This window comes from Dictyobacter alpinus, from assembly GCF_003967575.1.
GTDB lineage: Bacteria > Chloroflexota > Ktedonobacteria > Ktedonobacterales > Ktedonobacteraceae > Dictyobacter > Dictyobacter alpinus.
In genome coordinates this window covers 220,190-240,738 of sequence record NZ_BIFT01000001.1, presented here as the reverse complement: position 1 = coordinate 240,738, position 20,549 = coordinate 220,190, and the positions used below count along the sequence as shown (strand labels likewise).

The window sequence follows — 20,549 nt, the reverse complement described above, 5'->3', positions numbered from 1 at the left end:
CTCTTTATTTGTAAAGTATATTTGAAATACTGCTTTGCCCTTTATGCTTTTTACGTGGTCCTGTGAGGCGATGTTTCTCATCATAATGGAGCACAAAGTCTAAATCATGCGGGTTAAAGCGATAATATGTTGCGAGTACCCGATCGATATCATCTAGAATTGGTTTAGAGTGCCGCATATAATATTCTGTTAGTTCGATCATATGTCCACTTTTGCTGGTTGGTTCTTTATGTTGTGTATTGCGTGTACTTAAACGCGCATGGACAAGTATATCTTGTTCGAGTCTTTGTGCAAGGATGCCTAGTTCTGGAGAGCAAAGCAGATCCTGGTTAAGGGGAAAGTTTTTGACCAGGGCATGGGAAAGATGAAAGCCATCCGCAAAGGTCGCGAACCAGAGGTAGAAAAGTGAGCTATTTAAGATTGCCATAACGTTCTGCGCGGTTTGTTGATCCGCAAAAAAGAGAAATCTGCCATGCGGAGGGTTCATCACCTGACCATTTTTCTTGTAAAATGGCACATGACATACTGCCTTCGCCCAATAATTCGTCGCCTCCTGATAATATACATAATACTCCGTGGGCTGATCACACATTGTTATTCCTATAGTCTTCTTGTTGGCAACCTGTTGGAGTTGTTGAAGAATGAGTTCTTGCTGACTAGAAGCCAATTTTGGGAAGACGAGGGGCAAGTATAATTGGAGCTGCTGTACCTGCGTGTAGTGTAATAATGAGAGTAGATAAGGACGCTCAGCACTATACCAGCGGTGGATACGGGTTACATGTAATGTTGGAGGAACTGGCTGGGCTTGTTGGCTGGCTAATAGAATAGAGAGGCGTTGAAATGCTCCTTCAAAGAGGCGGCAAGGAAAAATCTCGAAATTAGCCAGCCAGAGTGCTGAATGTTTTTCAACCAATAGCTGGCGTAGGGCCGTAAAGCGTTGACTACCACATAGACTGATTGGCACGATTAAGCCCAGCTGACTGTGATATGGTCGGCATAAAGCTAATGAACGCTCAATGATTGCCGCATAGATATTGCCACAACTCTTTTCCTCATAACCATCGATTGTGTATTCGCCTTTAATCTTACTGTACTCTAGATAAGGGGGATTGCCAACAATCACATCAAAACCGCCAGCGCTGAAGACCTCAGGAAATGTTTGTTGCCAGTGAAAAGAATGCTGTTGGCTATGTTCAATCGTGGGTTGAGTGGGAGCAGTGATAGTAGCGTGTGTATCCAGGTCCGCATTCCAGATCGTCCCCACCAGTGCATTACCGGTATGGATATTGAAGGTTAGCGTACTCCATGGCTGGATATCCTCAATGTGTTTGATCGAAGCCAGGCGGGCCAGATACAGGCGTAAGCGACAGATATTAATCGCCTCCGGTGCAAGGTCTACACCATAGAGATTATGCTGTGCGATCAAGGTCAGAATATAGTGTTGGCGGGTAGGATGGTATTGCTGTTGTTGTCTTTCTTCTATGATAATGCTCAGGCAAGCGTCTTGCTGATTGATCGAAGTTGTGACAAGTACATCAAGGCGCTCCAGGCAAAGGGTATAAAGTGGTTGTAAAAGTTGCATGGCTGCCAGCAAGAATGCACCTGAGCCACAGGTAGGATCCAGAATTGTTATCTGTTTGAGATTTTTTAGAAAAAGCAAGAGAAAAGCGGGTTCCTGGATATTCATCAGGATATCTGTGGTAAAACGTTGCAGATTGAGATTATAGGTGATAAGATCTACGATATTATGGATAGAGCCAGTCTTGAGTCGGTCCAGTACGTCGTGATAGCGCACTTTACGCTGCTGATACTCACGTTCGGTTTCTTCAGGTAGATAAGCTGTTGTACATACTGTCTGATGAATATATCGTTCGGGTTGTGTCTTGAGCAATTGCCAGCAAGAAGCATGTTCCCCAAAAGTCTCAGGGAGATCTTCAGCGATCTTCAGGAGTAAGCGTGGGAGAATTGTATAACCTGTGATATACAGCGCTATATCTTCCTGTGTATAGTATGTGCCTGTTTGTTTTTGATCGCTGTGCTGTTCGAAGATATAGGCCAGAATAGACGGTTGGAGAGTGTCCTTTTGCGGCTCAAGCTGATGATCTAATTGCCATTGATACGAAGAAAAAAAGTCAAACAGGCGAAAAAACATAGCATCTTCTATGAGGAGTAGTGGTGAGCGCAATTCTAGCGGGTCCGGCTGAAAAAGGGGAATCTCAACATGCGGGAGATGTCCCAGGCCGATCTTTTGAGCTAGCGCTATTGGCTGTCCTGTATACAGTGCATTGAAGAGGGGCAGCAAATACTCACGATAGAAGCAGTCGGGACCTGACCATTGTCGTACACGTTGTAGACGATTGAAGAGATAGTCAGGATCATTATCTAACAGTCCCTGGCCTTGAAGAAAATAAAGGACGATCAAGCGAAGTAAGAGGGTGGTGATGTACGCAGTGGCATCGTCATTATTTACAACACCATGAAGTTGTCCGAGTGCCAGAGCATGTTCAGACTTAAACTGATTGTAGAATCTTTTGTTCAGTTGTTCCGAACTGAATACGGTATCATGGACAGGAGGCGGCTCATTCACATTTACACTCCTCATCCGAGTAGTACTGTAGTTGAGTCTATTGTAGCAAGAATGTCAAGATAAAGCGAGGATAGAGCATTTTGAGTTCTTGTCCCTCTTGTCAGAAGGATAAAATCATGGTAACCTCGACCTGCTATGATTATGCCTATCATCCAGAGGAGAATAGAGTATCGTGACGCAGACGATGAAAAATCAGACCCCCCCACCTTCACGTCCAGGCCGTCCTGGTCAGCGCCAGCAGGAGCGCCTGCAGCGTAAGCAGCGCCGCCAACGCCGCCTTGTGCTATTGTTTAGTGGCCTGGTGGCTTTGGCGATCCTGATTGCCGCCTTGACCTGGGCCTTAATGGCGGCACGCCAGAGCAGTGAAGCCGCAGCGCACGCAGACGCAACCGCAACCGCAGCAGCCAATGCTGTCACCGTTAACGCCACCCAGACCGCCAACGCCGCCAATGTGCAGGCGACCGCCGATGTCCAGTCCTTAATCAAAGCAAATCCAAAGGGACCCGACACCCCACCCAAGGTAGATGGTACGCCAACCAAGACCGCCAGTGGACTTCAATACGTCATTATCAAGCCAGGTACCGGTGGTGCTGTGCAGTCAGGCAGTACTGTCGCTTTTGAGTATACGGGCTGGATTCAGGGCAGCAACAAAAAATTTGACAGTAGTTATGATCATGGTGGTCAGCCATTTGCCGTCACCGTTGGCCAGAATCAAGTCATTAAAGGTTGGGACGAAGGTGTTACTGGTATGAAGATTGGTGAGACCCGCCGCCTGATCATTCCATCCAGCCTGGCTTATGGCGATAAGGATCAAAAAGACCAGAGTGGTAAAGTGATCATTCCTGGTAAAGCCACGCTTATTTTTGATGTCACCGCTGTAAGCTTTACACAGCCGCCGGCCCAGCAGCAGCCTGGACAATAATGATTCCTAACCATCACTTTTATGCTTCGTATGAATGGCGGCAATCGCTTCCATTCGTACGAATGCATACGATTTATAATAGATATTTTGTGTAATCTATATAGAATATAATCTTGACATTTCTAGATCGGGCACGTATACTCTCACAAGTTTAGCTATATTGTTCTTATCTCATCCAGAAGGGGATGATTTTTTTTGTCTTACAGCTCTACGATTATTTTTGTAAGGTAAGAGGATTGTCATGGGAGTTCCGAAACTGAATAATGAACATTCTACAAACATAGAAGAGGTCGAGCAGAAATCATATTTTCCACGCTGGCAAGTTAAAACTGAAGGTATTATTCGGCCTGATGAGCGTTTGCCCTGGGGCCCAACAGTGCTGGTTGGTCTACAACACGTACTGGCCATGTTTGGTTCCACTGTTTTTGCGCCTTTAGCCATGGGTTTTGATCCCAATACCGCCATATTCTTTTCTGGTATTGGTACACTTATCTTCTTCTTGATTGTAGGTGGACGCGTCCCTAGTTATGTAGGTTCAAGCTTTGCTTTTATTGGTGTTGTCGTGGCTGCTACTGGCTATCATGGTGGTGTAGGTGGTCTTAATCCTAATATTCCTGTAGCTCTTGGCGGTATTGTCGTAGTAGGTATCATCTATGCGCTTGTTGCGCTTATCGTAATGTTTGTTGGCTCCCGCTGGGTTGAAAAATTAATGCCACCAGTTGTTACCGGATCGGTAGTGGCGTCGATAGGCCTAAATTTGTCGGGGGCGGCTATTGGGCAGGCTACAGGTAGCGCCTTTGCGGGTTGGATGGCTGCAGTTACTGTCATTGCGGTTGCTTTGATTGCAGTCTATGCCCCAGGTTCATTACGTCGCCTCTCGATTCTCATTGGGGGCATTATTGCTTACCTGATCAATCTTATCTGCGGTTTTATCGGATTGGGTCCTAAGATTGATTTTGGCAAGGTTGCAAAGGCAGCCTGGATCGGTTTACCCCACTTTTCTATGCCCGCTTTTTCCGGTAGCGCGATTAGTCTGATTGCTCCTGTGGTTATCATTCTACTGGCAGAAAATATTGGACACGTACGCGCTGTTTCATCGATGACGGGTCAGAATCTAGATAAATATCTGGGTCGGGCTTTTATGGGTGATGCTGTTGCGACTATCGTTTCAGGTTTTGGCGGTGGCACTGGTGTTACGACCTATGCTGAAAATATTGGGGTTATGGCCGTAACCAGGATTTATTCGACGCTGATCTTTGTCGTTGCCAGTTTTGTGGCTATCCTACTTGGTTTTTGTCCTAAATTTGGTGCTCTTATTGGTACTATTCCCACAGGTGTTTTTGGTGGGCTCTCGATTGTCCTGTTTGGCTTAATTGCTATTTCGGGTGCTCGTATCTGGGTTGAAAACAACGTTGACTTTGCTAAGAGTCGCAATCTCTTGACTGCAGGTATCTCTTTGATTATCGGTTCAGGTATGGTTGGTGGAATTGTGATCAAGTTTGGCAATATCACCTTTGATGGCATTGGGGTTGCCACATTTACTGCCATTGTCCTCTATCAAATTTTGCGTGAAAAAGAAGCACAGCCAGATGAAGCAGTCGCTGCTGATTCAGCTGTTGGTAGCGAGGAGTCATAATAGTATTCATAAAAGTGGCTCCCAGGAATAGCGAATATGGTAGCTTTTCCCGTATGATTTGGTGATGATTAGCTTGACATTGATGAATTTCATAGGGTATACTCTTAGCAATTTGAAACTGCTTCCCAACTAGTTTTTGAAAAAAGGACACGGCATCTACATGGGCAAAAAACTATGGCACATCAATATGCTTGCGCAAAAGATATGTCAATCCATTCATTTTCATGATGGGCCCGGTGTCGTTTCTCTTAGAAGAAATAATTTTTCCTCATCCCTTTTATTCCGGGGGTGAGGAATTTTTTTTTGCAAGCTTAAAGGTGTTTCGTAGTTCGATAGAAGAGATACTCTCTCCATAGAGAAAACAGCCAGATATTGGTGACTGGAGAGGAAGAAAAGGATGACCTATCAACCTGTCGTTGTAACTGATCAAGGGAGGTTTTATGTATCAGGTTCCGTCTCGTATACAGCCAGAAATTGAGATGATTAATGGGGATTTTAAGGGCAAGGATATTGTGTCCCTGGATCAATTCTCGGTTGAAGATCTGACGGTTTTATTTAATCATACACGTCAGATGAAGCGAATCGCTGAGAATAATGAGCCTTCTCGTTTATTAGAAGGTTTACTGGTAGGCTTATTATTCTTTGAACCTTCTAGTCGGACGTTCGGTTCTTTTGCCGCGGCAGTCAAGCGTCTGGGGGGGCAGACCATTGAGATGCAGAATCCTGAGGTGTTTTCTTCGGTCAGCAAAGGTGAGACCTTTGAGGATACCATTCAGGTGATGGAAGCATATACCAATGCGATTGTTTTGCGCCACCGTTTCTCGGGAGCCGCTAAGCAGGCGGCGCTGGCAGCAAACTTTGTGCCAGTAATCAACGCGGGCGATGGTAACAATGAGCATCCAACGCAGACTTTGCTGGATATGTATACGCTGTATGAGCGCTTTGGACGCCTGGATAATCTGACGGGTCTGTTGGCGGGCGATGCCCTGAATAGCCGGACGATCCACTCACTGTTGCGTGGGCTCTCACTCTACGAGAACAATACTATGTATGTACTCTCGCCGCGGCAGTTGCAACTATCTCGCGATGATTATGTGAGCTTGCAGGATCGGGGTATTCGCTTGATCGAGATTCATCGTGAGCAGGATATTCCCAAAAACTGTGATTTCTGGTATTGGACGCGGGTGCAGAAAGAGCGTTTCGCTTCCGCTGAAGAGTATCAGAAGGCTCAGAGCGAGATTGTGGTCGCATCGCCGGAACTACTCAAAACGTATGCTAAAAAGGACATGATCCTGATGGATCCTCTGCCTCGAGTTGAGTCGGTTGATCCAGCGGTTGACGCGGACGAGCGAGCCGTTTACCTGCGCTCACAAATTCGTAATGGTGTCTATACCCGTATGGCATTGCTGGCACTGGTGCTTGGTCGTCTATAAACTTACGGGTTTATAGCGTACATGTCTATGGCGACTGTATAAAATTTGACGTATGGACCGCTCCCGGTGTTGATCTGGCTGGATATGTGGAGTGGACTTTTTTTGACAATATATCGCAATCTGAGAGGATCATACATGCATAATAATAATGTCACTGGTAACCTGCTGGTGTCACCTGAGGATACACAGAGAATAGAAAGTTACGTTGGAAACTCTGAACGTCCACCTACTTATGGGACCCTGTTATTAGAAGATGGGACGCGTTTTGAAGGCATTTCGTTTGGCTACCAGGGACCCTCTGCTGGTGAAGTCGTTTTTTGCACAGGTATGGTTGGTTATCCGGAAGCTTTGACCGATGCCTCGTTCGCCGGACAAATCTTGACCATGACCTTTCCCCTGATGGGTAATTATGGCGTACCAGATAAATCATTATGGGAAGATGATCATATTCATGTGTCTGGTTTGATTGTCTCCAATTATGTTGATACCCCCTCCCATCCGCAAAGCACTATGAGCCTGGGCGAATGGCTCAAGCGCGAACGGATCCCGGCATTAGAAATCAAAGATACACGTTTGTTAACGCAACATATCCGTACGCATGGGGCAATGCTTGGTAAGATCGTTTTCGAAGAGGACATTCCTTTTTATGATCCCAATAACGATAACCTGGTAGCGCGTGTTTCGGGAACGGAAGTGCAGCAGGATGGAGAAGGGGATACTACCATCGTCCTGCTGGACTGTGGTGCCAAGCGGAATATCCTACGTAGCCTGCTCCACAAACATGTCCATGTCATCACTATACCATGGGACTACGATCTGTTCTCTGATGCCTGTACCTTTGATTTCGATGGCATCTTGATCTCGAATGGACCCGGTAATCCTAAGATGGCGGATAAGGCGATCGAGACAGTGCGTATCGCCATGGAGCGTGGTATACCCACCATGGGCATCTGTCTGGGCCATCAAATCCTGTCTCTCGCAGCAGGTGGCGATACCTATAAGTTGAAATACGGGCATCGTAGCCAGAATCAGCCGGCGCTTTTACAAGGAAGCAAGCGTTGCTATATCACAACCCAAAATCATGGTTTTGCTGTCGGCACATTGCCTGAGGGCTTTGAGTCCTGGTTTATTAACGCCAACGATGGCAGTAATGAAGGCATCAAACACCAACATCTACCGTTCTTTTCGGTCCAGTTCCATCCCGAGGCCGCCCCAGGTCCTGAGGATACCGATTGGATTTTTGACTACTTTCTGGAGAGGGTAAGAGGCGAACATGACTAAACCAGGTAAGGTGCTGGTACTAGGAGCGGGTGCTCTAAAAATTGGACAATCCGGTGAATTTGATTATTCAGGCTCCCAGGCTCTTAAGGCACTAAAAGAAGAGGGAATCTCGACCGTTCTGGTCAATCCCAATATTGCTACTATTCAGACATCCCGAGAAATGGCTGATAAGGTCTACTTTTTGCCAGTAACACCATTCTTTGTGGAAAAGGTTATTGCTAAAGAGCGACCAGATGGTATCTTGCTGTCCTTTGGTGGTCAGACGGCCTTGAACTGTGGTATTGACCTGCACCGCAATGGCGTGCTGGAGAAGTACGGTGTGAAGATCCTTGGTACACCGATCTCCGCGATCATTTTGACTGAGGATCGTGATGAGTTCGCGCGACATCTGGGACGCATTAATATTCCCACACCACAAAGTAGGACTGCTGAGACACTTAAAGACGCGTTGGTAATTGCGGAAGAGATTGGTTTTCCGGTCATGGTGCGTGCCGGTTTTGCACTGGGTGGACAAGGTTCTGGTATCGCTAAAGATCGCCAGGAACTAGAGCATATCGTGAATGGTGCTCTGGCTTTTGCTCCCCAGGTATTGATTGAGAAGTACCTGCACCATTTTAAAGAAGTTGAATATGAAGTGGTGCGTGACGCCTTCGACAATTGTATTACCGTTTGTAACATGGAGAACATGGATCCTCTGGGTATCCATACTGGCGAATCAGTGGTAATTGCCCCCAGTCAGACGCTGACAAACTCCGAGTATCATATGTTACGCTCGGCCTCAGTTGCCATTGTACGCAGTCTGGGCATCGTTGGTGAATGTAACGTCCAGTATGCGCTCAATCCAGAGACTTCACAATATTCAGTCATTGAAGTCAATGCCCGTCTCTCACGTAGCTCGGCATTGGCCAGTAAAGCGACAGGCTATCCACTGGCCTATGTGGCCGCTAAATTAGCCCTTGGTTATGCTTTAACAGAACTTACCAATCAGGTGACAGGTGTAACCAGAGCTTGTTTCGAACCAAGCCTTGATTACGTCGTAGTCAAGATCCCTCGTTGGGACCTGGACAAATTCAAAGGTGTGGACGAAACAATTGGTACAGGCATGAAGTCGGTTGGTGAGGTGATGGGTATTGGACGAACCTTTGAGGAAGCCTATCAAAAAGCCATTCGGATGTTGGACCTTGATTTTGAAGGGGCAACCTCGGAGAAGGTTTTTGCTACGAGTGGCGATATCGTCGCTGATGTGATTAGTAAATATCTGTATACCCCCACACCCAAGCGCATGTTTGTCCTGCCGTTAGCCATGCGCAATGGCTATAGCCTCGAAAAGATTCACGAGGTTACCGGTATTGATCTCTGGTTCTTGCAACGCATCAAACATATCGTGAACCTGGAGGAAGGACTCCATAGTGATCCAACGCTGCCAGAGAGTCGCTTGCGTACCCTGAAACAGGCTGGTATCTCTGACAAACGTATTGGTGAACTGATCGGCAAGACTGGCCTGGAGGTTCGTGCCATTCGTAAGCAGGCAGGTGTCGTGCCTAGCGTGTTCCAGATCGATACACTGGGTGCGGAATTCCCATCTGAGACCAATTATCTCTATACCACTTATAATGGACAGCATAATGACGTTACTCCTATTGGTGAGAGTGGTGTGATCGTCATTGGTTCTGGACCCTATCGTATCGGTTCGTCGGTAGAATTTGACTGGACTTCAGTCAGTACAGTGCAGGCGCTGCATAAATATCACAAGCGTTCAATCATTATCAACTGCAACCCGGAGACGGTCTCAACGGATTATGATACCTCTGATCGGCTCTACTTTGATGAACTGACCTTTGAGCGTATCGCTGATATCTGCGAGTTTGAAGCCGCGTTGGGCGTGATTGTCTCGGTAGGCGGCCAGACACCAAACAATCGGGCGCGTGCCTTACAGAAATATGGTTTCCGTCTGTTAGGGACAGATGCTAATGATATTGATCGTGCTGAGGACCGCAATAAATTCTCTGCCCTGTTAGATTCATTGGATATTCATCAGCCAGCATGGAACAGTTTTACAGATTTAAGTGAGCTGACCAGTTTTGCTGAGCGGGTTGGTTTTCCAGTTCTCGTACGGCCTTCGTACGTACTTTCTGGCAGTGCGATGAATATCTGCTACAACCAGCAAGAGTTGGAACAATATGTGCGTGAAGCCGCTGCCGTCTCACCTGAGCATCCGGTAACAGTCTCCAAATTTATGCGCAAGGTAAAAGAGATTGAACTGGACGCAGTTGCCCAGCGTGGCGAGATCAAAGCTTTTGTGATCTCTGAGCACATTGAAAATGCCGGCGTCCATTCGGGCGACGCTTCGATTGTGCTACCTCCACAGACCCTCAATATTGAGACCAAAACGCGTATTGAGCAGGTCGGACGAGCCGTTGCCAGCGCCTTGAAGATCACAGGACCTTTCAATATGCAGTTCCTGGCCAAGGATAACCAGGTCTATGTAATTGAAGTGAACCTGCGGGCCTCACGTACCTTTCCTTTTATCTCAAAAGTGACAGGTATAAACTTTATCGAACTCTTTGTGGATGCACTCTTTCAAGATACTATCCCCGTAGTTGAGATGCCAGAGCTAAACTTCACCGCCGTCAAAGCCCCTCAATTCTCCTTCTCGCGTCTAACCGGTGCGGACCCCGTCCTACGGGTTGAAATGGCCTCGACGGGCGAAGTTGCCTGCTTTGGTGACAACCTGGAAGAAGCTTATCTCAAAGCCATTCTCGCAACTGGAGGTAAAATTCCCCAGAAGGGTATCTTTATCAGCCTTGGTGGTGATGAGAAAAAGGCAAAATTCCTGGAGAGTGCCAGATTGTTAGCAACGCTGGGCGTGCCATTGTATGCGACAGAGAAGACGAGTGCATTCTTGCGCGAACACGGCGTCGAAACCACGATGCTCTACAAGATCCATGAAGAGAAGGCCCCTAACGTTCTGACCTACTTTGCGGATAATAAGATCGATCTGGCAATCAATATTGTTGAGGGCCACATCAATAAAGAACTGGATGATGATTACGCCATGCGTCGTTACGCGGTAGATCACAATATCCATCTGTTCACGAAAATCAAGCAGGCACGGCTGTTTGCAAAGGCCCTTGTCGAACAAGATCTGGCAACCATTCCCATCAAATCGTGGGATGAATATTCAGAACAGGGTGTTGTTGTACATTAGTCCAGTGATAATATAGACAGTATATGTTATCGCAAAGGATCATTAAAAAGGAACATATGGCGGAGTGGCACTTCATCTCTGGATATTCCTGGTAGAGATAAGTGCGCTCCTCCAGTAAAAAAGACATAGCTGTTCGTTACTTTGTTTGGATAGCTTGTTTTTCTCATAATACATCACAAAGTAGAGCAAGGGAATTTTATATGAGTGAGCACAATGATGCAAAGATCATGAAAATGTTTGCGGATGTCGGGGCTGTTGTCAGTGATAGCCACTTTGTCTATAGCTCTGGGCGCCATAGTTCGGTGTATGTTAACAAAGACGCGCTCTATCTGCATCCGAAGGTGATTTCAGAGCTTTGTCAACTCATGGCCCAACCCTATAAAGCCGAGCAGATCGATGTTGTGGTTGGTCCTGTGATCGGTGGCGTTGTGTTGTCGCAGTGGGTTGCTCACTACTTGAATCAGCGCCGCCAGTCTGGTGAAACTCTGGCCGTTTTTGCGGAAAAAGGCAGTGATAGTGTTGATAAACAATTTGCCTTTAATCGTGGCTATGATAAATATATTGCGGACAAAAATATTTTGATTGTTGAAGATGTATTAACTACAGGTGGATCTGTGCGTCAGGTTGTGGATCTGGTGCGTCATCATGGTGGACATGTCGTTGGTATTAGTGCCCTCTGTAATCGTGGTAGTGTGCAGCCCAAAGATGTAGGCGATGTGCCTATCCATGCTTTGATTTCGCTCTCACTACAGACCTATAACGAGGACGAATGTCCTTTCTGCCAGCAAGGCGTTCCGGTCAATACTGAACTTGGCAAAGGCCGTGCCTTCATCGCTCGTCAGAAAAATCAGCATAAGTAAATGGGGAATGGGATGAAAGGAGCGTGATAATGACAAACCAGCCAAAGACCTTTCTGGCTTTACTTGAGCAGCGCTGGCAGCAGGGACATTTTGTCTGCGTTGGACTTGATCCAGAATACGAGCGTTTGCCCGAAGTGGTTAAAGAGGGGCGTACACCTGAAGATGCGCTAGTTTTTTTTGCCTGTGCTATCATCGATGCGACCGCTGACCTGGTATGTGCATTTAAGCCGAATAGCGCTTTCTATGAAGCCTATGGCGAGGTTGGAATGCGCGCGCTAGCCCAGATAGTATCTTATAGTAAGACGAATTATCCAGAGGTTCCCATCATACTGGATGCCAAGCGGGGCGATAATAGCAATACAAACTTAGGATATGTCCGATCATCATTTGATCTTTTGCAGGCTGATGCCATCACGGTCCATCCCTATTTAGGAAAAGAGGCTCTGGCACCCTTTCTGGCACGTGCAGATAAAGGTGTGATTGTACTGGTAAAGACCTCCAATTCAGGGTCCGGTGAATTTCAAGATCTGCTGGTGGGCGAGGAACGTGAGCCGCTCTATCTGGCTGTCGCCCGTAATGTGGCCCGCTATTGGAACAACAATGGTAATTGTGCCCTTGTGGTTGGTGCCACTTATCCCGCTGAGTTGCAGCGTGTACGCATGCTGGTAGGTGACCTGCCATTGCTGATTCCCGGCATAGGTGCTCAAGGGGGCGATGTTGCCGCCACAGTGAAAGCCGGACAGGATAGCCGGGGATGGGGTATGATCATTAACTCCTCACGTGGCATTATCTATGCCTCTAAAGAAGCAGATTTCGCGCAGGCTGCCCGTTCAGCCACTAGTGCCTTGCGTACCGAAATCAATAGCTATCGCAACTAACTGCTAGCTGTTTCTAAGAAGCCATAAAATTATCCTTGCATAATTTTATGGCTTCTTTTTGCTTATTGATTTTTCCATAGATTATGGGTGGACTACTATATACGGCTCTCGCTTGTTTTGAGGAGGAAGATGACGAGGCTGTCGCGACCGCCTCGTCATCTTCCTTCTCAAAAAAGTAGGTATGTGGAAAACTTGCACATGGCGTTAGTTAGTGAACAGGGGCATAATGGGTCACAAATTTAAGGATGAGCTGTGTCAGTTTGTCACCATTATCACTATCAAAGATTGCGGTGCCATGTAAATTGCCCTCATACATCTGCAACTCTTTGGGATCTTTGGCAATTGAATGCATATGGATCGTATCCTCCGAGTATGTGTCGAACTTGCTATTCACAAAGAGCTTTGGTGCTTTGATTGCCTTCACATCGTCGTCGGTAACATTGGTTGGAAACATTTCGGGAGAAGAGAGCGTAATAACAGCCGCTACGTTGGTGTTAGCCGCCACTTTCAGCGAGGCGGTTCCGCCCATACTTGAACCGAGCAATACAATCTTCGTCGCACCTTGTTTTTTCACAAAAGCAATCGCCGCCCGCAGATCCGTATCCAGGATTGTGATGTCACTTGTCCCTTCCGAATCACCATTACCTCGAAAATCGTAGGCCAATACCTGATAGCCCAGGGATGCCAGCCGTTGAGGTACACCACTGTTCTCCCAGATTTTCTTATCGGTGCTCAACTCATGTGAACAGATGACAAAAGCCTTGCCGCTTCCATAGAGTGAGCCTGCCAACTGAACATTGTCTGAGGTCTTAAAATGGACCAGATGAGAAGAGACTTGAGGTATCGTGGCGGTTGGTGTAATCGCAGGTGTTGGTGTTGCCTGAGGAGTGGCGACTGTGGTTGGTTTTGCTGGTGCTTCCGATCCACAGGCAGCCAGAAAAAGCAAGATAAACAGGAATGACAGCAGGCGAGGTGATTTCATCGTAAAATAATCCTCTTTCGTGTGTCTTTTGTGTCACATATTTGTAATACCAGTATAATAATTGGATATAGATATGTCAACAATAGTTAAAACTACAAGGCGTGTAAGTCAGTTCAGGATTCTAAACTGACTTACACGCTTTGCGATTAAAAACGATATACTGGATAATAAGTAGCCATTATAGTAAAGGAAACTATTATGGTATGTATATGCAGTTTTCTTAGTGTGAGTTCTTCAGTGGCTCAACGACTTCCTGAACGAGGCGATGGACGATAGCCTCGGGAAAAGGAGGGCGGATATTAAGGACAATATGATTTACGCCGGCCTCAATATAGCTACGTATCTGCTCACGCGTCTCTTCTAGATTATCGGGATTGATCACGATCTGAATCGAACGTGCGATCTCTGCTGGATTGCGTCCTATTTCTGCACAGTGTTGATCTAGAATCGCATTTTTATGTTTGAAGTCCTCAACGGATCCCCCGGCCATGTTCCAGACGCTGGCGTATTTAGCGACAATACGGAGCGTGAGTTTCTCACCACCGCCCCCGATCACAAATGGAGGATAGGGCTGCTGTACAGGTCTGGGTTCGCAATAGGCATCTTTGATCTGGTAATAGCGGCCCTCGAAGGTCGCTCCTTTTTCAGTCCACATACGTTTGATAACTTCACAGGCCTCATCCAAACGACGCAGGCGCTCGCCCGGTTTATAGAGAGGAATACCATACGCCGAGTGCTCAGCTTCATTCCACCCGGCGCCTATACCGAAATCAAGACGACCGTGGGAGATAACATCAATGGTGGCCGCGATATTAGCCAATACAGCGGGATGGCGATAGGTGTTGCCAGTAACCATCAGGCCAAGGCGAATACGTTTAGTCACAGCCGCGAAAGCGGCCAGGACGGTCCATCCTTCAAGACACGGCCCACTTAATTCGCCATAAAGAGGAAAGAAGTGGTCGAAAAGCCAGGCATGTTCTAGCAAAGGTTCTTGATCTGCCGCCTGCCAGATAGCCAGCATATCCTCATACGTTGTCCATTGTGGAGCGGTTTTTACACCAAAACTCAGGTGAGTCATAATAGCATACTCTCCTTCGTACATTACTTCTATTTAGTGTTTGACTCTTCAGTCTACCCCATCATGTCGCTCACTGCAAGCAATCCAGTCTGTTACCAGGGCTTTTTCATGTTCCTTTTTGGCGCCTGCGGCGCCGGGTTGTGTGTGTGGTGCGCGGCTGCAGCCGCGCACCACACACACAACACCTGAAATAATGTACATCTGATCGCTTGCGAGTGATCTCCCTGCGATCTCTGGGCGAACATGAAAAAGCTCTGGTCTGTGTAGGGTCGAGGGGAAGATAAAAAAAGCTCCTCTAACCCTATCGAGGTTAGAGGAGCTGGGGATGTTTAGGATCTAGATACGCTCAAGTGGTTCAAAGCCTAATACACGCAAGGCATTGTTCATGGTTTGGGCGGTAGCCTGAACCAGTAAGGTACGGAAGGCTTTGACTTGTTCATCGGTTTCTTTTACGATAGGTGCGGTGTGCTCGTAAAAGTCACTGAAATGAGCAGCCAGATCGTAAGTGTATGAAGCCAGCATTGCTGGTGCCAGCTGTTCGGCATATTCTGCCAGACGACGAGGATAGGCATCCAGATGGCGTAGCAGATCCCATTCGCTCTGTTCGAGTTGTTCAGGTAACTGTTCCAGTGTAGTTGGAATGGTATAGCCTGAGTCCTGTAACCGGCGACGGATGCTGTTAGCACGCGCATAGGCATATTGGAGATAGACGCCAGTATCGCCATTGGGGCGCAAGACCTCATCCATATCCAACGCGATAATCTGTTGTAGGTTGAAGCGAATCATAAAGTAGCGGATTGCTGAGGAGGCTAGAATCGCCGCAGTCTCATCAGAGAGATCGGGCTTATTATTTTTCTTGGCGACCTCTTTCATACTCTCAATAGCGGCATTAATCAAATCATCGGCCTTAATTTCAATGCCTTTACGTCCGGACATCGCGTAATACTCGCGACCATCAGAGGTATCGATGCCCAACTGTGCAGCGGTTGATGCTGAGAGTGTCACGACCTCATAGGCTAGATGTTTGGAATTATCAGCCTGTTCTTCATAACCCAGCCGGCGTAAGCTTTCATACACTACCTGCTGTAAGTAGGACTGGCGTCCGTCGATGACATTGATGACCTTTTTGGCATGACCAAATTTTGTCGCTGGTGCCTCATCCGTGTTTTGTTTTAACAGAGTGTCGTTCGGTGTGCGCATCGTCCAGAGTTTGCGACCATCGTGCTGGATACCCCAGGGCACAAAATGGAATTCAACTCCCAGCTGATCAGCCAGACCAAATTTCCATAGCTGGTAGGCAATATCTTTCGCGGTATACGTGGCAGTCCCATCGCTGCGGACCAGGATCTTATCACTGTTACGATCGCCCTCGCTGGTCTGGCTTTCGCCTTCACCAAAGGGTAAGATCCAGCAGCCGGCGGCATGACCAGTCTCTGGTTTTTCCAATAAACCACGCTCTTTGAGCATCTCAAAAGTATGTTGCCACAGGCCAGCACGGAGGATTGCTGACTCCCAGGGCAACACATCATAGGAGATATTGAGGCGAGACATCGTCTTTAAGTGCGCCTGAACAATCTGGTGGGAGATATCGGCAGCCATGACTGGATAATCGGGCCCTGATTCTGGCTCTTCTCCATGCTCGATTGAGTGCAAAACTTCTTTACGTAATCTGGCGGCCATCTGTCCCAGCTCAGACTCTTTATTGTCATAAATCTTGCTGATCGTGGTATACACGCGTGAGCAGTAGTAGTCAAATGATTCATCTGGCTGTTGCTCATTGCCGCCGGCAAGATCAAACAGGCCACGCTGTAGCATCGTGAAGCCAACCACAACATCTGCAACCTGTACACCTGAGTCATCAATATAATTGTCGGCTTCTACTTGATAACCCTGAGAGCGCAACATACGTACCACGGTATCACCAATACATGAGTTACGCAGGTGACCAACGTGGGCCGCTTTATTACTATTGATGTTGGTGTGCTCAACGATAACTTTCGTGCCGATACTGACTTCATGTTGTCCATAATCGGGACCTGCTTCGAGTACACGTTCAATGATGCTCTGGCCAACCGTAGGGCGGTTCAGGCGAATGTTGAGATAGCCCGGTTTGGTGGCGGTAACTTCCTGGATAATGGGCTGTGGGTGCGCCTGAAGGATGGCTTGTAAGGCCTCAGCGATTTTCAACGGAGGCCGTTTGAGTTTGCCCGACCAGGCCATAACGGGAATAGAATAATCACCAAAGCTAGCCTGTGCCGAAAGACGTAAATCGATAGGTAGCTGGGCCGCATCAAATTCGATCTGCTCTTGTTCCAGGAATGTTGCGACCGCCTGTTGCATAATACCAATAAGATATGCGTGAATATCTTGCGCCGATGTTTCGGTCATAGAATGTGCCTCACTAGATACTGTCATCAAACCCTCTCTCTTCAACCTGAATGTTGCAACTTACTATATCGTAGGTTGTGCCTATGGTCAAGCACTGGTAAAGTGGACATCGCTTGTGGCCTGATAGCAGAGGTTATACATGAACGAGGGCAGACATTTGATCGTCTGCCCTCGTTCTTCGTGTTATTCGGATAATAGCTGTAGGCGTCAGTTAGCCGTCCAGTGTGCTGGTATCGCCAACCGGCTCGCCCAACTCTTTCGCCCGGATGACACGGCGCATGATTTTTCCTGAACGTGTCTTTGGGAGGCTTGGAGTAAACTCAAGCTCCTCGGGCACGGCCAGAGCACCTACCGTGGTACGGACGTGTAGTTTAAGTTCTTTGGCCAGTTCGTCGGACGGCTCAAAACCATTTTTGAGGATCACAAACACTTTGACGTGTTCGCCCTTGAGCTCATCTGGCTTCCCAATCGCTGCAACCTCAGCAACCGCAGGATGGCTAACCAGGCTAGACTCGATCTCCATCGAACCGAGGCGATGGCCACTCACCTTGATGACATCATCGACACGGCCCTGTACACGAATAAAGCCCTGTTTGTCGATAGTCGCAGCATCACCAGCAAAGTACACATTGGGAAGCGTCTCCCAGTAGGTCAGATAGCGAGCAGGATCGCCATAGATGGTGCGCATCTGGCTCGGCCAGGGATGGCGAATGACCAGGAATCCACCTTTACCCAATCCTACCGACTTACTGTTTTTATCAACCACATCTGCTTCAATAGTTGGAAGTGGCCGGGTCGCGCTACCGGGTTTCAATGGTTGGATAATAGTAGGACTGATCAGAATCGAGCCGGTCTCAGTCTGCCACCAGGTATCCATGATTGGCAATTCATCGTGTCCGATGTTGTGGCGATACCACATCCAGGCTTCCGGATTGATTGGCTCACCGACTGAACCGAGTAATCGCAGGTGAGAGAGATCATGTTTGGCCGGCCACTCTTCGCCAAAGCGCATCAAGCCGCGAATACCGGTAGGGGAAGTATACAGGATCGTTACCTTGAAGCGTTCAGCCACGCTCCACCAGCGATCCGGATTAGGATAGGCTGGAGTACCCTCAAAGAGGACGCTGGTCACACCTGTCATGAGTGGTCCATAGATAATGTAGCTGTGTCCAGTTACCCAGCCCACATCGGCGGTACACCAATAGATATCATCATCTTTAATATCAAAGACAAATTTGGTTGTGGCATAAGCTCCAACTGCGTAACCACCCTGGACGTGTACCACTCCCTTAGGCTTGCCGGTGCTGCCGCTGGTATAAAGGATATACAGGAGATCCTCACTATCCATTGGCTCACAGGGGACGACCGTATCTGCAGGGACATCAGCCAGTAGATCATTCCAGTAGATATCACGTCCCTCTTTCATCGGGACCTCTAACTGCTGATGATTATAAACAACTACATGTTCGATGGTGGGAGTCTCCGCCACTGCCTCATCGCTGATCTGTTTTAGTTTGATCAGCTTACCGCCACGATGATTGCCATCGGCGGTAATGACCAGTTTTGCCTCAGCATCGATAATACGATCGCGCAACGCACTGGCCGCGAAACCACCAAAGACCACTGTATGTACAGCGCCCAGGCGGGCTACAGCCAGGACCGCCACGATCTGTTCCAGGATAGCAGGCATATAGATAGCGACACGATCGCCTTTCTTGATGCCCAGATTTTGTAGTCCTTTTGCCAGGCGATTCGTCTCCACATACAACTGCTCGTAGGTTATTGAGCGTGTCTCGCCGCCATCACCTTCCCAGTGGAACGCCACTTTATGGCGCACATCGGTCTCCATATGGCGATCCAGGCAGTTATAGACAATATTTATTTTGCCGCCAACGAACCACTTAAAAAACGGTTTTTCGGTCCATTCAAACGTCTTTTGCCATGGCTCAAACCAGTGAAGTTCTTTAGCCATGTCATCCCAATATTCGTAGCGGTTCTCCAATGACCACTTATAGAAGGCCTCGTATTCATCGAAGCCTTTCGATTTCATATAAGCGGTGATATTTGCGTTGTCTACCATCTCCTGGGTAGGAGGGAAAATACGTTCTTCAGATAAAATTGAATCGGTGTCTTCAAATAGATTACTGCTCATATCTATGTATCCTCCTCAATACAAAAGGGCCGTCCCTAGATTGCTGTTAGTGTGTGCATCACTTCATTGTAGAACAGGTAGCGTGGGGATTTCAATGTTTATGTCCAACATACTTTTGCGAATTGCCTGTGAATAGGTCTGATCTGGGTAAGTAAAAGGTGCAGTGGGCGTTGTCTCGTTAGCCCCTCTTTTTTATGATCCTTTTCTATTATATGGAACGAAGCAGGGTTTAGAAAGAGTTTCCTGTCTGATTTTGGTAAACCAGGCTTAGATAGACACCTGTGCCAGCGGGTATCAGACGCCAATAAAGCCATGAATAAGCAGAGCAAGCGCAAAAAGTAGTGCAGTCTTTACATAAGCGCCAGAAGTAGTAATACGTAAGTGCAGAATGTTTCTCCTATCCTGTCCTATACGTAGGAGTGTGAGTAAGACAGGGAACGTGGTCAGAATAGCGATGCCTGCATACCAGGGATAGATGCCAGCAAGGCAATCCAGTACAATGGCAAAGGCAATCAAGCTTGTGAGACCAGCGCCAATCAGGCGCAGTTTCCGGACGCTGATATATTCCTGGTTTGGGCCTATTTGTTGTGTTCCATAGTGCTGACAGTAGAAAACAATTGTTGTGTAGAGACCCATAGGAACGCCTGCCAGCAGTATGCTGACATTCCAATTTCCGACTTGTAAAAGATAGGCAGTGCTTAAAAGTAAGATACTCGAACAACATACCAGCAACATACTGATCCAGCCATGTTTGTGAGCTGCAAATGCAGTCCTGCGGGGAAGTAGATAACCATAAAGTAAGACAAAGAGGCTGATATTTATCACGAGCATACAGGTAAAAGGCCACCAACGTAGAAACGTCAGGGTTTGCCAGGCGAGTAAGGTACCAATCACGACAGGCGCAAACATGCCAGGAAGCAAGTAGGTTTTGCTATGTTGAAACAATTGTTGTAAATAACGCATGCTTCGCATCTTTCCTCGTGCTAGATAGTCCTCATCCTTGTGGATAGACTCTAAGTATATCATTACTTGCACCGTACCTGCCGCCTGAACAAGCTTGCTGATTGGAAGCTTGATATATTAAGGATGTATGCTAGAAAGATATTACTTATGCTTGACTTTGCAGCTTTTTTTAGAGTACGAT

At 47.4% G+C, this 20,549-nt stretch carries 13 protein-coding genes; 7 read left to right on the top strand and 6 right to left on the bottom strand.

Annotated features, from left to right (window positions below; all coding sequences use genetic code 11):
• Positions 1-4: 4 nt before the first annotated feature.
• Positions 5-2,587, bottom strand: a complete 2,583-nt coding sequence (locus tag EL633_RS00955) for an Eco57I restriction-modification methylase domain-containing protein (protein ID WP_161981843.1) — start codon at positions 2,585-2,587, stop codon at positions 5-7.
• Between the two features lie 172 nt (positions 2,588-2,759).
• Here EL633_RS00955 and EL633_RS00950 point away from each other — a divergent pair, with 172 nt between their 5' ends.
• The 7 genes from EL633_RS00950 (at position 2,760) to pyrF (ending at position 12,805) form a co-directional block, all read left to right on the top strand.
• The gene (locus tag EL633_RS00950; RefSeq protein WP_126625399.1) at positions 2,760-3,509 is read left to right on the top strand and encodes an FKBP-type peptidyl-prolyl cis-trans isomerase; all 750 of its coding nucleotides are present in this window, start codon (positions 2,760-2,762) and stop codon (positions 3,507-3,509) included.
• Between the two features lie 241 nt (positions 3,510-3,750).
• Positions 3,751-5,145, top strand: coding sequence for a solute carrier family 23 protein (locus EL633_RS00945; protein WP_126625398.1), 1,395 nt, complete (start codon positions 3,751-3,753; stop codon positions 5,143-5,145).
• Positions 5,146-5,585: 440 nt separating this feature from the next.
• The gene (pyrB, locus tag EL633_RS00940) at positions 5,586-6,578 is read left to right on the top strand and encodes an aspartate carbamoyltransferase (protein ID WP_126625397.1); all 993 of its coding nucleotides are present in this window, start codon (positions 5,586-5,588) and stop codon (positions 6,576-6,578) included.
• Positions 6,579-6,713: 135 nt separating this feature from the next.
• Entirely contained in the window at positions 6,714-7,859 is a 1,146-nt protein-coding gene (carA, locus tag EL633_RS00935; RefSeq protein ID WP_126625396.1) for a glutamine-hydrolyzing carbamoyl-phosphate synthase small subunit, read from the top strand.
• Entirely contained in the window at positions 7,852-11,067 is a 3,216-nt protein-coding gene (gene carB, locus EL633_RS00930) for a carbamoyl-phosphate synthase (glutamine-hydrolyzing) large subunit (protein ID WP_126625395.1), read from the top strand. The genes carA and carB overlap by 8 nt, the downstream gene beginning before the upstream one ends.
• A gap of 200 nt (positions 11,068-11,267) precedes the next feature.
• The gene (locus tag EL633_RS00925) at positions 11,268-11,927 is read left to right on the top strand and encodes a phosphoribosyltransferase family protein (protein ID WP_126625394.1); all 660 of its coding nucleotides are present in this window, start codon (positions 11,268-11,270) and stop codon (positions 11,925-11,927) included.
• Positions 11,928-11,956: 29 nt separating this feature from the next.
• Positions 11,957-12,805, top strand: coding sequence for an orotidine-5'-phosphate decarboxylase (gene pyrF / locus EL633_RS00920; RefSeq protein ID WP_126625393.1), 849 nt, complete (start codon positions 11,957-11,959; stop codon positions 12,803-12,805).
• A 208-nt stretch (positions 12,806-13,013) separates the two neighbouring features.
• On the opposite strand, the gene EL633_RS00915 is transcribed toward pyrF, so the two are convergent.
• From EL633_RS00915 to EL633_RS00895, 5 genes are all read right to left on the bottom strand, one after another.
• Positions 13,014-13,787, bottom strand: a complete 774-nt coding sequence (locus EL633_RS00915; protein WP_126625392.1) for an alpha/beta hydrolase — start codon at positions 13,785-13,787, stop codon at positions 13,014-13,016.
• A gap of 220 nt (positions 13,788-14,007) precedes the next feature.
• Entirely contained in the window at positions 14,008-14,865 is an 858-nt protein-coding gene (locus EL633_RS00910) for an LLM class F420-dependent oxidoreductase (protein WP_126625391.1), read from the bottom strand.
• A 336-nt stretch (positions 14,866-15,201) separates the two neighbouring features.
• Positions 15,202-17,280: an arginine--tRNA ligase gene (locus tag EL633_RS00905; RefSeq protein WP_126625390.1), complete on the bottom strand. Its 2,079-nt coding sequence runs from the start codon at positions 17,278-17,280 to the stop codon at positions 15,202-15,204.
• A gap of 184 nt (positions 17,281-17,464) precedes the next feature.
• Complete coding sequence (gene acs, locus EL633_RS00900) at positions 17,465-19,405, bottom strand: acetate--CoA ligase (protein ID WP_126625389.1); 1,941 nt, start codon at positions 19,403-19,405, stop codon at positions 17,465-17,467.
• A gap of 294 nt (positions 19,406-19,699) precedes the next feature.
• Positions 19,700-20,368 carry a hypothetical protein gene (locus tag EL633_RS00895; RefSeq protein WP_126625388.1) on the bottom strand — a complete coding sequence of 223 codons (669 nt, stop codon included), beginning with the start codon at positions 20,366-20,368 and terminating at the stop codon, positions 19,700-19,702.
• Between the last annotated feature and the right edge of the window lie 181 nt (positions 20,369-20,549).